This is a genomic window from Bacillus sp. FSL K6-2865 (assembly GCF_040311405.1).
Classification (GTDB): Bacteria; Bacillota; Bacilli; order Bacillales; family Bacillaceae; genus Bacillus; species Bacillus velezensis.
This window is the reverse complement of sequence record NZ_CP152036.1, coordinates 3,003,563-3,017,812: the sequence shown is the minus strand read 5'-3', so window position 1 is coordinate 3,017,812 and position 14,250 is coordinate 3,003,563. Positions and strand designations below refer to the sequence as shown.

Below are 14,250 nucleotides of genomic sequence, written 5' to 3'. Positions count from 1 at the left end.
GCGGTCGCAAAATGAAATGAGCGTCATATACTGGGGAACAGATAGACGTTTGTTGGAGGTACGATTATGACTGTTTATCATTTTGTTGGAATAAAAGGGACAGGTATGAGCCCGCTTGCTCAAATCCTGCATGATACAGGGTATCAGGTGCAGGGATCGGATATCGAGAAGCAGATTTTCACTCAGGCTGCCCTTGAAAAAAGAAATATCCCGATCTATCCGTTCAGCGCCGATAACATCAAACCCGGCTTAACGGTAATCGCCGGAAACGCATTCCCTGATTCTCATCCGGAAATCGCAAAGGCGCTCGCTGAAGGGATTCCTGTCACCAGATATCATAAATTTTTAGCTGAATATATGAAAAAATACACAAGTGTCGCGGTAACGGGCGCACACGGCAAGACGTCCACAACGGGCCTCTTGGCACACGTGATGCAGCAGGCGAAGCCGACTTCGTTTCTTATCGGGGACGGAACGGGCAGAGGAAATGAAAGCAGCGAATACTTTGTATTTGAAGCCTGCGAGTACCGCCGTCATTTCTTAAGCTATCAGCCTGATTATGCGATTATGACGAATATTGATTTTGACCACCCTGATTATTTCGCCAACATTGACGATGTGTTTGATGCTTTCCAAAACATGGCGCTTCAAGTTAACAAAGGCATCATTGCCTGCGGTGATGACGAGTACCTGCCGAAAATTCACGCCAATGTGCCTGTCGTGTATTACGGCACGGGAGAAGAAAATGATTTTCAAGCGAGAAACATCGTGAAAAATACGGAAGGCACGACATTTGACGTCTTTGTCCGCAATACGTTTTACGATACGTTCTACATCCCGGCATACGGCCATCACAATGTCCTCAATTCCTTAGCGGTCATTGCGCTCTGCCACTATGAAGAGATAGACGTGAACATGATTAAGCGCGGACTTGAATCATTCGGCGGCGTCAAACGCAGATTCAATGAAAAAGTGATCGGCAGCCAGGTACTGATCGACGACTACGCCCACCATCCGACTGAAATCAAAGTCACGATTGAGGCGGCGCGCCAAAAATATCCCGAACGTGAAATTATCGCGGTATTTCAGCCGCATACGTTTACACGGACGCAATCATTCCTTGATGAATTCGCAGAAAGTTTAAGCGCGGCCGATCGCGTGTATCTGTGTGACATTTTCGGCTCAGCCCGCGAGAACGTCGGCAAGCTCACGATCACGGATCTTCAGGAAAAAATCGATAACGCAGAACTCATTGAAGAAAATGACACATCCGTGTTAAAAGCGCATGAAGGCGCAGTGCTGATCTTCATGGGCGCCGGAGACATTCAAAAATATATGAGAGCCTATGAAAACGTCATAGCGTAACGAAAAAGCAGTGGGGCTCTCACTGCTTTTTTGCGCGTGCTGCAAAGGGATTTACCGAGAAACGGAGAAATAGTATACATACAGATCTTTCATATATGTTTATCATTTTAAGAATTGGGTATATACCACTATATCCTGCATTAAGGAGGTATTAGATGATCATCATTCTTTACTTAAGCGTCGCACTCATTGCCGTTGCATTTCTCATCCTCGTCATCTATCTGTCCAAAACATTAAAGTCCGTGCAGATGACTTTAACAAACGTTGCCTCGACTTTAGACGGCCTTGAAGGGCAGATGAAAGGCATTACCGCAGAGACAACCGAGCTGTTACATAAGACAAACCGTCTCGCGGAAGACATTCAGGAAAAATCAGAGAAATTAAATACGGTTGTCCATGCTGTCCAGGAAGTGGGAACTTCCGTCCAGCAGTTTAATACATCCATAAAGCAGGCAGCAGGTTCCGTTACGGCCTCTGTAAGAGAGAATCAGGATAAGATCAGTCAGGTTGTCACCTGGAGCCAGGCCGCTATGGAAATATGGGACAAGTGGAAGCAAAAGAAAAAAACATCGCTTTAATCATAAGAAAAATCCACTAAGGAGGAATCATAATGAGTAAAGATGGAATCAATAGTAAGGATTTTTTAATCGGAACGCTGATCGGGGGAATTATCGGCGCGACAACGGCGTTGTTTCTGGCGCCTAAATCAGGTAAGGAGCTGCGCGACGATCTCGGCAGTCAGGCTTCTGCGTTAAAGGATAAGACGGACAGAATGACGGCCGACGCGAAAGAAAAAGGCTCTCAATATGTCAGCATCGCCAAAGACAAAACATCTAATATCACCCAGCTGGTAGCTGATCAGTCAGGCCAGATTATGAATAAAGTGAAGGATTTAAAAGACCGTTCTAAGAGCACACTAACCGAGAAAGCCGAAGAGACGAGAAGCGAAATGCAGGACACGGCCCAAAGCATCAAGGCCGAAGCGGAAGACGCCGGGGAAAAAGCCGGTCAGGCAAATCGCTGATCCTCAATAAGGAGAGATAACCGACATGACAAAACAGCTGATATCGTCTGAGGAAGAGTTCAAAAATGCCGCTGAGAAAGAAAACACGCTCGTGTTTTTGAAACACAGCACAACCTGCCCGATCAGCCAAGCCGCGTTTCAGGAGTTTGACGCCTTTGCATCGGCGCATTCGGAAGTGCCTTCTTATTACCTGCAGGTGCAGGACAGCCGGCCGCTTTCAAACTATATCGCCGAGACATACGGCGTGAAACATGAAAGCCCGCAAGTATTCGTCATTGCAAACGGCGAAGTGAAATGGCACGCGTCTCATTCACAAATCACAAAAAACGCAATAGAGCAGCACCTTTCATAATTGCTGGCCGCCGGTTGATACCGGCGGTTTTTTTTTGAAAAAAACTATTGATCATTTCAGCCGGATCATGTAGGATATCAATATATACTGCTTCAACGCATAAAAGCTTAAAAGCGTTTTTGTGATAAAGTCGAATGTGAAAAAATTTATTATTTCATATTCCTATTTTCGCATAACTGTAGTAAGATGCATGTTAACCATTAAAATAAAACATAGCATAGAAGGGATGAAAAAGATGAGCAACAAGGAATTAGAGAGCCTAAGACAGCAGGCAGACGCACTAAACTTAGAAATCCTTAAATTAATCAATGAACGCGGAGCCGTTGTAAAAGAAATCGGTAAAGCAAAGGAAGCACAGGGTGTCAACCGATTTGACCCTGTCAGAGAGCGTACAATGCTTAACCGCATAATTGAAAGCAATGACGGCCCATTTGAAAACTCAACGATCCAGCATATTTTCAAAGAAATTTTCAAAGCCGGACTTGAACTTCAAGAAGAGGATCACAGCAAAGCGTTGCTCGTCTCCCGGAAGAAAAAAGCAGAAGATACGATCGTTGATATTAAAGGTGAAAAAATCGGTGACGGCGATCAGAGATTCATCGTCGGACCTTGTGCCGTCGAAAGCTATGAGCAGGTTGCCGAAGTCGCGGCCGCAGCGAAAAAACAAGGCATTAAAATCCTCCGCGGGGGCGCGTTTAAACCCCGCACAAGTCCGTATGATTTCCAAGGTCTCGGCGTAGAAGGCCTGCAAATTCTTAAACGCGTCGCTGATGAATATGACCTCGCGGTGATCAGTGAAATCGTAACGCCCGCCCACATTGAGCAAGCGATTGATTACATTGACGTCATTCAGATCGGCGCGCGGAACATGCAAAACTTTGAATTGCTGAAAGCCGCCGGTTCCGTTAAAAAGCCGGTATTGTTAAAACGCGGTCTTGCCGCAACAATTTCAGAGTTCATCAATGCAGCTGAATACATCATGTCACAAGGAAACGACCAAATCATTCTTTGTGAGCGCGGTATCAGAACGTACGAAACGGCAACGAGAAACACACTCGACATTTCTGCCGTGCCGATTTTGAAACAGGAAACTCACTTGCCGGTGTTTGTTGACGTCACACATTCAACAGGCCGCCGTGATCTCCTGCTTCCGACAGCAAAAGCGGCGCTTGCGATCGGCGCTGACGGCGTGATGGCCGAGGTTCACCCTGATCCTTCCGTTGCCCTTTCAGACTCTGCGCAGCAGATGGATATACCTGAATTCGAGAAATGGCTGAACGAATTAAAGCCAATGCTGAAAGTAAAAGCATAATACAACGTTTCGCTCTTTAAAGGCCGCCTCGCGCGGCTTTTTTTCGTATCTTCATTTTATTTAATTATAAAATGAAAGTGAACGTTTTCATCACTGGGAAAAACGTGTATAATTTCATGAGAGATATTTAAATTTGATGAATAATGAAAAATAATGTACACTACTGACTTACGCTTACAATCATAAACGACAGAATGCGAAATCGTACGACATTTCTTTACATAAAGTGTTTATGCTATAGATAAGGATAAGTGTATCCAGTAAAAGGAGTGGTTTCAGTGAGCAACATTACGATATACGATGTGGCCAGAGAAGCAAATGTCAGTATGGCGACTGTTTCCCGCGTCGTGAACGGCAACCCGAATGTAAAACCGACGACCAGAAAAAAAGTATTGGAAGCCATTGACCGGCTCGGCTATCGCCCGAATGCGGTGGCAAGAGGGCTTGCAAGCAAAAAAACGACTACGGTCGGCGTCATCATCCCTGATATCTCAAGCATTTTCTACTCTGAACTTGCGCGTGGAATTGAAGATATCGCGACGATGTACAAATATAATATTATTTTAAGCAACTCGGACCAAAATCTTGAGAAAGAACTGCATCTGTTAAATACGATGCTTGGCAAACAAGTGGACGGTATCGTATTTATGGGCGGCAACATTACGGACGAGCATGTCGAAGAATTTAAGCGCTCTCCTGTGCCGATCGTCTTGGCGGCATCAGTGGAAGAACAGGGCGAGACGCCTTCTGTCGCCATTGATTACGAACAGGCGATTTATGATGCCGTTAAGCTTTTCATTGATAAAGGGCATCGCGATATTGCATTCGTCTCCGGACCGATGCAAGAGCCGATCAACCGTTCGAAAAAACTGCAAGGGTACAAACGGGCGCTTGAAGAAGCGGCGATTCCGTTTAACGAGCAATTCGTAGCGGAAGGCGATTACACCTATGATTCCGGTATGGAGGCGCTTCAAAGCTTGATGGGCCTTGACCGGAAACCGACGGCGATTCTTTCTGCGACGGATGAAATGGCCCTCGGCATTATCCATGCGGCCCAAGATCAAGGTCTTTCGATACCTGATGATCTTGATATTATCGGTTTTGACAATACGAGATTGAGCCTGATGGTCCGCCCTCAGCTTTCAACAGTCGTGCAGCCTACGTACGATATCGGCGCCGTGGCGATGAGACTTTTGACAAAACTGATGAACAAAGAGCCGGTTGAAGAGCATATCGTCGAATTGCCTCACCGCATCGAATTAAGACAATCAACCAAGTCATAAAAAAACGGAAAAGCAAGCTTCACTCTGAGGGGTGGAATCTTGCTTTTTTACTTGAGTAAGGAGAAGATATGAAACGTTTTGATTATCTGACGCCCGTTGGCTTTATGTTAGGCTGTATTATTGTCGCAATCGGTATTCTGTCAGGGACGGGACTGGCGGGAATCAGTTCATTTTTAGATCTGACTTCTTTTTTAATCGTCACAGGCGGCCTTGCTGCGGCGATCTTTATCAGCTTTCCGCCGAGGGATTTAAAGAAAACCCCTTCTGTTCTGAAACAGGTATTCTCCCGTCAGGATGACAATGTGAAAGAGCTTGTCAGAGTATTTGTCAGCCTTTCGGAGCAGGCACGCAGGCAGGGGCTTCTGTCTCTGGATGACCAGGCGCGTGAGATCAAGGATCCGTTTTTAAAAAAAGGGCTTTTGCTTGCGATTGACGGCTGGGACGAGGAAACGATCCGGCTGGTAATGGATTCTGAGATCGCCGCGATGGAAGAAAGACACAGAAAAGGAAGACGCGTTTTTGAAAAAGCCGGTGATTTCGCACCCGCCTGGGGAATGATCGGGACGCTCGTCGGACTCGTTCTCATGCTCAAAAACTTAAATGACCCGCATACCCTCGGACCGAACATGGCCGTTGCGCTATTGACGACGCTGTACGGAGCGCTGCTTGCCAACTTGGTGTTTATCCCAATCGCGGCAAAGCTTGAAGAAAAAACGGAAAGTGAAATTTTCATCAAACAGGTCATGATCGAAGGGGTTGTCGGCATCCAATCGGGCAAAAATCCCCGCAACCTCGAAAGTCAGCTCGTCGTCTTCAGCTCAAGAGAAGACTGGCGTAAAGGACAGCCTGCGAACAAGAAAAAGGGCGCTGTCCATGAAGCTTAGAAAAGAGCGTTTTGAAAGAAGAAACAAAGCGGAACATTCCGGCGGTTCACCGAGATGGATGGTGACGTTCGCTGACTTGATCACGCTCATTCTCGTGTTCTTTATATTGCTTTTTTCGATGTCGCAAATAGACGCGGAAAAATTTCAATCTGCCGTTTCATCGATTCATACAAAAGGCAGCGGGGGTGAACCGGCGTCATCAGACAAAGCAAACGAAAATAAAGAACAGGATTTGCTGTTACAAAACGTGAAGACATACATAAAAGCGCATCATTTGAGTTCGAAATTGACGGCGAAGCGCGATGAGCGCGGAGTGGTTCTGGTGCTGCAGGAGGCCGTTCTGTTTCAGACGGGAAAAGCGGATGTGCTGAAAAACGCCGAGCCGGTTCTGCATCAGATCGCGGTGCTTTTAAAAACAATTCCGAATGACATACAGGTAGAAGGCCATACGGACAGCCGCCGGATTTCCACCTATCAATTTCCGTCAAATTGGGAGCTGTCGTCTGCAAGAGCGGCGAGTGTGATCCGGTATTTTACCGCGAATGAAGACTTTTCCGCCAAACGGTTTATCTCTGCCGGGTATGCGGATACGAAACCTGTGAAGGACAACAAAAGTCCCGGACATATGAAAGAAAACCGCCGTGTAGAAATTGTGATCAAAAAAACGACCTCCTCATAAGGTCGTTTTTTATTTAGTCTTATACCGCTGCTCAGACCGGATGGCAAAAAGTGCTTTTTCCACGGTTTGGGCATTTTTTTCTGAAATTTCTTCTTTGCGGGGAATCGGAGGATATAATTGTTCAGGATCACTCCAAAAAGCGGGCAACGTGCAGGGGGAGTGCTTCTGCCATTTATCAATCCATTTCTGCGGTATGCGTTCCCCGGGATCAATCCCTTTCATCTCAAGCCAAATGCGGCTCCATGCTCTCGGGACGACTCTCCAAATATCGTATCCGCCGCCGCCGACCGCGATCCATCTGCCGCTGCAATATTGATGGGCTAATGAATGAGCAAGCCGCGGGATCTCCTGATAAATGGAGATTGTATTGGACAGGTGTGTCAATGGGTCGTAATAATGGGCGTCCGCACCGTTTTGGGTAAGAATCACATCCGGCTTGAAAAAAGCCGCGATTTCTGAGGCGGCCGTATTGTAAGCGTGAAGAAAGGAATCATCCTCTGTGAAAGCGTCCAGCGGAATGTTAAAAGAATAGCCGTAGCCTTGCCCGCTTCCTTTTTCCAGTACCTGTCCCGTCCCGGGAAATAAATAACGCCCAGTCTCGTGAAAAGAAACAGTGCAGACATCAGACCTGTCGTAAAACGTAAATTGAACGCCGTCGCCGTGATGGGCGTCTGTATCAATGTATAACACTTTTGCCCCGTAGTTCTTCTGGATGTATTGGATGGCCACGGCGCTGTCATTATAGATACAAAAGCCTGAGGCCCTGCCGCGGAAGCCGTGGTGAAGGCCGCCTCCTAAATTGCAGGCGTGCCTGGCTTGTCCCGTCATGACATAATCAGCCGCCGTTAAGGTGCCGCCCACCAGAAGTGACGCGGCTTCATGCATGCCGGCAAAAACGGGGGTGTCTTCCGTTCCGAGACCGTAGCTTTCTCCTTCTGCGGCAGGGAGCCGGCCCGCACCCGCTAGTTCCACCGCCTGTATATAATCCTCCGTATGAACGAGAGCCAGCTCTTCTTTAGCGGCCGTGCGCGGTGTGACGATATCTCCTTCGTCAAACGCATCCGCCGCCTGAAGCAGATCGTATGTTAAAAGCACACGACGCTGATTGAACGGATGTTCCTGATGAAATTGATACGTCTGATAAGAAGGCGAGTAAACAAAAACGCTGTCTCTCATGGCTGATCCCTCAAATGTTTCGGCCATAAGACATTGTATCCGGCTTCTTGAACGGCACGGATAAAAGGGAGCGGATTCATCGTCTTCACCCGGAAGACGAGAATGTTCGACCCGGCGGAATCATGAGGATAGACGAGCACACTCAGGATTTGCAGCTGAAGATCACGGCACATGCAGCTGAGATCAGCAAGGCTTTTTGTCATATCCGTCACCAGGATTTCCACCTGTGATCCCGGCTGGGCCGCGCCTGTCAGGCTGACGAAAGTCCGGAGCACGTCGGTTTTCGTTAAAATGCCCGTCAGCTTATGGTTTACCGTAATCGGCAGACAGCCGATGCCGTGCTCATAAAAGGAAGCGGATATTTCTTCCACAAAGTCAAGCGGATGAGCGCAGATGACATTCCGCTTCATAGTGGTCTCCACTTTGTTTGTCAGAAATGCGCCGCGTTCCTTTTGTTCAAAGCTGCCGGGGCCGGCCTGTTTAATGTCTCTATCTGTGACAATACCGATGACGTGCAGCTCGTCGTCGATGACAGGGAGATGGCGGATATGATATATCTTCATTTTACGGACGGCTGTTTCAATGGAGTCGTGTTTTGAGACGGTGATGACGTCCCGTTTCATGATTTGTTCTGCAATCATCTTTTTATCCCCTTTGTATGTCAGTCAATACATAAATCGCTGATAAAAACGAAGCCTGTCGAACTGTTCAATTGACTCCTGACTGACGTGCCTGCCGATGCGGGCCATCAGACAATTGGCCGGATGAGAGCTGATTTCCGGTTCATCCGTTGCGAACCAGACAAGACCCCCGGCATTCATCATCTTTTCCATGATCTTTCTGTATTCCCACACATCTTTTTTCATTCCTTTTAAATCCCAATGCCAGTAATATTCCGTCGTCATGATGATGTACCGTTCCATCTGTTCATCCATCATGCTGACTGTCAGCAAAGTTTTTCCGACAGAACAGCCCCTGTAGCCGGGAGCGACCTCGATCGCCCCGAGTTCAAGGAGGTCTTCCATATTTCCGTCAGACCACCGTTCAAGCGGATCAGGATATAAATACGTCACATAGCCGATAATCGTCTGTCCGTCCCTGGCAATAATGATCCGCCCTTCAGGAAGCCCGGCGATCTCGATTAACGCTTTGTGCTGTTCATGAGGAAGGCGAAAGGCTGTCAGGCCTTCATGAAACTCATACTGTGCTAGGTCCTCTGGAGGAACGGGCCCTTCTACTAAAAGAGGGCCGGCTGCTGTCTGAATTGATGAAGAATGGTACGTTTTATGATGTTTCACTGATTCACCGCCTGTCGGTTCTTAATAAAAACACATCTCTTTTAAGCATAACAAAATATAAAGCGTTTTCAATAGTGTTGTAATTTATATTTTAAAAATTGAGAAAACTGTGAACATCTACTATAATTAGTCTATAGATAAGCAAAGGGGGATGTTGCATGAATTTGAAAGCGCTGCCGGCGGAAAAGGGGAATTATCATCTGCGAAATTATGAGGAAACGTACCGCAGCTTCGATTGGAAAGAGGTCGAAGCGGCATTTTCCTGGCATCAGACGGGGAAGCTGAATGCGGCGTACGAAGCGATTGACCGTCATGCCGAATCATTTCGAAAAAACAAAGTAGCGCTGTATTACAAGGACGCAAACCGGGATGAAAAATACACATTTAAAGAAATGATGGAGGAATCGAACCGGGCGGGAAATGTACTGAGACGGTATGGAAACGTGGAAAAAGGGGACCGCGTTTTTATTTTCATGCCGCGTTCGCCGGAGCTTTACTTTATCATGCTCGGCGCAATTAAAATCGGTGCGATCGCCGGTCCTTTATTTGAAGCGTTTATGGAAGGCGCCGTCAAAGACCGCCTGTTGAACAGCCAGGCAAAGGTTGTCGTGACGACACCTGAACTGGCCGAACGGATTCCGGCGGACAGCCTGCCCGACCTCGAGCATATTTTCATTGTCGGCGGCAGCAAAGAAGCGGGAGATAAAATCATTCATTATGATAAAGCGGCTGAGGGAGAAAGCACGAGACTTGATATCGAATGGATGGACAGAAGAGACGGCTACCTGCTTCACTACACATCAGGATCTACCGGAACGCCTAAAGGTGTGCTCCACGTTCATGAAGCCATGATTCAGCAATACCAGACCGGCAAGTGGGTGCTTGATCTTAAAGAAGACGATATTTACTGGTGCACTGCGGACCCGGGCTGGGTGACCGGGACGGTGTACGGGATATTTGCGCCGTGGCTGAACGGAGCGGCGAATGTGATCGTCGGCGGCAGATTCAGTCCGGAAAACTGGTACGGCACGATTGAGAAGCTCGGTGTCAGCGTCTGGTACAGCGCTCCGACGGCTTTCAGAATGCTTATGGGCGCCGGAGATGAAATGGCATCCAGATTTGACCTTACTTCACTTCGTCACGTCCTGAGTGTCGGAGAACCTTTGAACCCCGAGGTCATCAAGTGGGGACATAAAGTATTCGGCAAGCGCATCCACGACACGTGGTGGATGACAGAAACGGGCGGACAGCTCATCTGCAATTATCCTTGCATGGAGATCAAGCCGGGTTCAATGGGGAAACCGATTCCGGGAGTGGAAGCGGCGATCGTTGACAATCAGGGAAATGAGCTTCCGCCGTACCGAATGGGAAATCTCGCCATTAAAAAGGGCTGGCCGTCGATGATGGATTCCATTTGGAACAACAAAGAGAAATATGATTCTTATTTCATGCCGGGCGGCTGGTATGTTTCCGGAGATTCTGCTTATATGGATGAAGATGGTTATTTCTGGTTCCAAGGCAGAGTCGATGATGTCATCATGACATCCGGCGAGCGCGTCGGCCCGTTTGAAGTCGAAAGCAAACTTGTTGAACATCCGGCGATTGCCGAAGCCGGCGTCATCGGAAAGCCGGACCCTGTCCGGGGAGAAATTATTAAAGCGTTTATCGCGCTCAGAGAAGGGCATGAGCCATCCGATCAGCTGAAGGAGGACATTCGCCTCTTTGTAAAACAGGGGCTTGCCGCGCATGCCGCACCGCGGGAAATTGAATTCAAAGATAAACTTCCGAAAACACGGAGCGGAAAAATCATGAGACGTGTGCTGAAGGCGTGGGAGCTGAATCTGCCGGCAGGCGACCTGTCCACAATGGAAGATTAAAGCCGACGTTGACATCGTATCTTATTTATGTTAAAAATGAGTAAGCTTCATACGAAAAGGTTTTGATTGAGACAAGTAGGGTATCTGATTGTTCAAGAGAGCTGATGGCCGGTGAAAATCAGCACATAAGATATGCCGAATACACTCATGAACCGCTTTTGCGAACAAAGCCATTCCAAGGCTTTCAGTAGTGAAAGAACGGACACGGTCCGTTATCAAAAAGAGTGATAAAAGCTTTTTTATGCTTTTATTAGTAGGGTGGTACCGCGATTATATCGTCCCTTCGTTTTAAACGAAGGGGCGTTTTTTATTTTCATAAACAAAGGAGCAGACAAAATGACTAACTTATTAGAGGATTTATCATTCCGCGGCTTAATCCAGCAAATGACGGATGAAGAAGGACTGAATAAACAGCTGAACGAGGAAAAAATCCGTTTATACTCAGGGTTTGACCCGACGGCTGACAGCCTGCACATCGGACACCTTCTGCCGATATTGACACTGCGCCGTTTCCAGCTTGCAGGCCACCATCCGATTGCGCTTGTAGGCGGCGCGACGGGACTGATCGGCGATCCGAGCGGCAAAAAAGCGGAACGTACGTTAAATACTCAGGATATCGTTGTCGAATGGTCGCAAAAAATTAAAAATCAGCTTTCCCGATTTTTAGATTTCGAGGCCGGAGAAAACCCCGCTGTCATAGCGAACAACTTTGATTGGATCGGAAAGCTGAGCATTATTGAATTTCTCCGTGACGTCGGAAAGAACTTCGGAATTAACTACATGCTTGCGAAAGATACTGTAAGCTCAAGAATTGAAACCGGAATTTCTTACACGGAATTCAGCTACATGATCCTGCAATCCTACGATTTTCTGAATCTGTACAGAGAAAAGAACTGCAAACTCCAAATCGGAGGCAGTGACCAGTGGGGCAACATCACGGCCGGTCTTGAACTGATCAGAAAATCAGAAGAAGAAGGGGCGAAAGCTTTCGGTCTTACCATTCCGCTCGTCACAAAAGCTGACGGCACGAAATTCGGCAAAACGGAAGGCGGCGCCATTTGGCTTGATAAAGAAAAAACATCGCCGTACGAATTCTACCAGTTCTGGATCAATACAGATGACCGTGACGTCGTCAAATACTTAAAATACTTTACTTTCTTATCAAAAGAGGAAATTGAAGCTTATGCTGAAAAAACGGAGACGGCTCCTGAGAAAAGAGAAGCGCAGAAACGTCTCGCTGAAGAGGTGACTGTTCTTGTACACGGCCGCGAAGCGCTTGAGCAGGCCGTTCATATCTCCCAGGCGCTGTTCAGCGGCAATATTAAAGAGCTTTCCGCTCAAGACGTCAAGGTAGGATTTAAAGATGTACCTTCGTTTGAAAAAGACCGCTCTGAAGAACTGTCTTTAGTAGACGTGCTTGTGGAATCTAAATTGTCGCCTTCAAAACGGCAGGCCCGCGAAGACATTCAAAACGGAGCTGTTTACATTAACGGCGAGCGCCAGACGGACATCGGGCATCTTCTGACTGCGGAAGACCGCATTGAAGATCAATTTACCGTACTGCGCCGCGGAAAGAAAAAATACTTCCTGATCACGTACTGAAAATAAAAAGCAGTCCGGCCGCTCAATGCGGCAGGCTGCTTTTTTATGTTTTGTGAATACTGCACGGGGAAATGAGTACAGTACATAGTATAAGCAAAACAGGGAAGGGGTGCTGCGCCGTGAATTTCATGTTTACCATCGCAAAAGAAAGATTGCAGCGGGATCATTGGGAACAGCAGCAAAGCATAAACGCCGAAGCCAAAGCCGAGGAATCAGAGACGGAAGAAGAAAATCCGACATCATAAAGGGAAAGCCTCCATTCTGCGGAATGGAGGCTTTTGATTGTCACCATATCAGCCTGACGGCGGCCATCAGCACGACTCCTGTGATGACCGTGATGGATAAGCTTTTTGTCCGCATCGCGCAAAGCAATGTCGGGATGAGAACGATCATTGCTTTCCAATCAAAGGTCAAAGCGCTGTTTGTTTTCACAATCATGCTTTCCGTTACCAGAGCCGTCAAAATGCAAAGCGGAATAAAGGAGAGCCATTTTAAAGCCAACTCAGGCATCTGAATGTTCCGGACAAATATAAACGGAACAATGCGCGGCACAAGTGTAACAATCATGCAGCCGAGTATAATCCAGATCATTTGTGTGCTGATGCTCATTTGTCCGTCACCACCCCGATCGTTGCCACAATCACGGTTGAGACGATGACCGCGATGTGTGACGGGACGAAATACGATAACAAGACCATAAAAATGATCATATAGAGAATTAAGGAGAGGCTGTGCTTCAGCTTTTCCGAAGCGGACGATTGCAATTGCAGCACAAGCAGCGCCGCAAACATAGCGGGCAAAGCAAAGTCCAGGCCGAGCGCGTAAGGATCAGATATCCATTGTCCGAGAAGCCCGCCCATCACGCAGGAAATAACCCAGCACATGTAAGCGGTTATATTGAGGCCGTTCATCCACTTATCGTATAACCTGCCGTTCTGAGCCGCTTTGTTCACCGCTACTCCGAAAGATTCGTCAGTAAGCAAAGCCCCGAAGCCGATATTTTTCGCCAAAGAGTATTTCGTGAAATACGGCGCGATGGTCAGGCTCAGCAGAAGGTGCCGCAGATTGACGATAAACGTCGTTAAAATAATGGCGGAAATCGGACTCCCGGAAACAAGGAGCGAGCAAATAATAAATTGGGCGGCGCCGGCATAGACACACAAAGATAACAAACAAATTTCAAGAATGCTTAGATGAGAGGCAACGCCAACGATGCCGAAAGCAAAACCGATGCTCATATAGCCCAGCAGCGTAGGCACACAATCCCGCACCCCCTGTAAAAACGTATCGTTCATTTCCCGGGAAACGGCGGTTTTTTGCACTTCTGTGTTAATCATTTTTTATACTCCTTTCATAGAGATTATAATGATAACGACTAATGAAAAAATCAAAGAAAAT

The 14,250-nt window shown here is 47.3% G+C and carries 16 protein-coding genes and 1 other annotated feature; of the genes, 11 read left to right on the top strand and 5 right to left on the bottom strand.

The annotated features are described in order from the left end of the window. Nucleotides 1-66 precede the first annotated feature (66 nt). From murC to motS, 8 genes are all read left to right on the top strand, one after another. Nucleotides 67-1,365 carry a UDP-N-acetylmuramate--L-alanine ligase gene (murC, locus tag NYE42_RS14825; protein ID WP_352426562.1) on the top strand — a complete coding sequence of 433 codons (1,299 nt, stop codon included), beginning with the start codon at nucleotides 67-69 and terminating at the stop codon, nucleotides 1,363-1,365. 155 nt (nucleotides 1,366-1,520) lie between these two features. Continuing rightward, entirely contained in the window at nucleotides 1,521-1,943 is a 423-nt protein-coding gene (locus NYE42_RS14820; protein WP_007408777.1) for a DUF948 domain-containing protein, read from the top strand. 32 nt (nucleotides 1,944-1,975) lie between these two features. Further along, nucleotides 1,976-2,389, top strand: coding sequence for a YtxH domain-containing protein (locus tag NYE42_RS14815; RefSeq protein WP_003152380.1), 414 nt, complete (start codon nucleotides 1,976-1,978; stop codon nucleotides 2,387-2,389). 25 nt (nucleotides 2,390-2,414) lie between these two features. Next, nucleotides 2,415-2,741, top strand: coding sequence for a bacillithiol system redox-active protein YtxJ (gene ytxJ, locus NYE42_RS14810; protein WP_007408776.1), 327 nt, complete (start codon nucleotides 2,415-2,417; stop codon nucleotides 2,739-2,741). 235 nt (nucleotides 2,742-2,976) lie between these two features. Further along, nucleotides 2,977-4,053: a bifunctional 3-deoxy-7-phosphoheptulonate synthase/chorismate mutase gene (locus NYE42_RS14805; RefSeq protein WP_003152383.1), complete on the top strand. Its 1,077-nt coding sequence runs from the start codon at nucleotides 2,977-2,979 to the stop codon at nucleotides 4,051-4,053. A 278-nt stretch (nucleotides 4,054-4,331) separates the two neighbouring features. Further along, complete coding sequence (ccpA, locus tag NYE42_RS14800; protein ID WP_003152385.1) at nucleotides 4,332-5,336, top strand: catabolite control protein A; 1,005 nt, start codon at nucleotides 4,332-4,334, stop codon at nucleotides 5,334-5,336. Nucleotides 5,337-5,404: 68 nt separating this feature from the next. Further along, nucleotides 5,405-6,220, top strand: a complete 816-nt coding sequence (gene motP / locus NYE42_RS14795) for a flagellar motor protein MotP (protein WP_007408775.1) — start codon at nucleotides 5,405-5,407, stop codon at nucleotides 6,218-6,220. Continuing rightward, nucleotides 6,210-6,899, top strand: a complete 690-nt coding sequence (gene motS / locus NYE42_RS14790; RefSeq protein WP_352426561.1) for a flagellar motor protein MotS — start codon at nucleotides 6,210-6,212, stop codon at nucleotides 6,897-6,899. The genes motP and motS overlap by 11 nt, the downstream gene beginning before the upstream one ends. Nucleotides 6,900-6,908: 9 nt before the next feature. Here the strand turns inward: motS and NYE42_RS14785 are convergent, their stop codons facing one another. The 3 genes from NYE42_RS14785 to NYE42_RS14775 are packed head-to-tail and all read right to left on the bottom strand — an operon-like array spanning nucleotide 6,909 to nucleotide 9,373. Beyond that, nucleotides 6,909-8,075 carry an acetoin utilization protein AcuC gene (locus tag NYE42_RS14785; protein WP_043021714.1) on the bottom strand — a complete coding sequence of 389 codons (1,167 nt, stop codon included), beginning with the start codon at nucleotides 8,073-8,075 and terminating at the stop codon, nucleotides 6,909-6,911. Next, nucleotides 8,072-8,716, bottom strand: coding sequence for an acetoin utilization AcuB family protein (locus tag NYE42_RS14780; protein ID WP_256683611.1), 645 nt, complete (start codon nucleotides 8,714-8,716; stop codon nucleotides 8,072-8,074). Before NYE42_RS14780 ends, NYE42_RS14785 begins: the two co-directional genes overlap by 4 nt. 24 nt (nucleotides 8,717-8,740) lie before the next feature. After that, nucleotides 8,741-9,373 carry a GNAT family N-acetyltransferase gene (locus tag NYE42_RS14775; protein WP_015240397.1) on the bottom strand — a complete coding sequence of 211 codons (633 nt, stop codon included), beginning with the start codon at nucleotides 9,371-9,373 and terminating at the stop codon, nucleotides 8,741-8,743. A gap of 158 nt (nucleotides 9,374-9,531) precedes the next feature. Between NYE42_RS14775 and acsA the strand changes: the two genes are divergently transcribed. The 3 genes from acsA to NYE42_RS14760 all read left to right on the top strand — a co-directional run bounded on the left by acsA (nucleotide 9,532) and on the right by NYE42_RS14760 (nucleotide 13,097). After that, nucleotides 9,532-11,250 (top strand): acetate--CoA ligase, encoded by a 1,719-nt coding sequence (gene acsA, locus NYE42_RS14770; protein WP_031379294.1) that lies wholly within the window; start codon nucleotides 9,532-9,534, stop codon nucleotides 11,248-11,250. Nucleotides 11,251-11,303: 53 nt separating this feature from the next. After that, nucleotides 11,304-11,536: a binding site (T-box leader), on the top strand. A 50-nt stretch (nucleotides 11,537-11,586) separates the two neighbouring features. Then, entirely contained in the window at nucleotides 11,587-12,852 is a 1,266-nt protein-coding gene (gene tyrS / locus NYE42_RS14765) for a tyrosine--tRNA ligase (protein ID WP_007613147.1), read from the top strand. Nucleotides 12,853-12,971: 119 nt separating this feature from the next. Continuing rightward, on the top strand, nucleotides 12,972-13,097 hold the full coding sequence (locus NYE42_RS14760) for a hypothetical protein (protein WP_007408768.1): 126 nt from the start codon (nucleotides 12,972-12,974) through the stop codon (nucleotides 13,095-13,097). 40 nt (nucleotides 13,098-13,137) lie between these two features. Here NYE42_RS14760 and NYE42_RS14755 read toward each other — a convergent pair whose 3' ends face one another. Both NYE42_RS14755 and NYE42_RS14750 read right to left on the bottom strand, forming a co-directional pair. Next, complete coding sequence (locus NYE42_RS14755; RefSeq protein WP_007408767.1) at nucleotides 13,138-13,461, bottom strand: AzlD domain-containing protein; 324 nt, start codon at nucleotides 13,459-13,461, stop codon at nucleotides 13,138-13,140. Further along, the gene (locus NYE42_RS14750) at nucleotides 13,458-14,189 is read right to left on the bottom strand and encodes an AzlC family ABC transporter permease (RefSeq protein ID WP_003152395.1); all 732 of its coding nucleotides are present in this window, start codon (nucleotides 14,187-14,189) and stop codon (nucleotides 13,458-13,460) included. The genes NYE42_RS14755 and NYE42_RS14750 overlap by 4 nt, the downstream gene beginning before the upstream one ends. Nucleotides 14,190-14,250 lie beyond the last annotated feature (61 nt).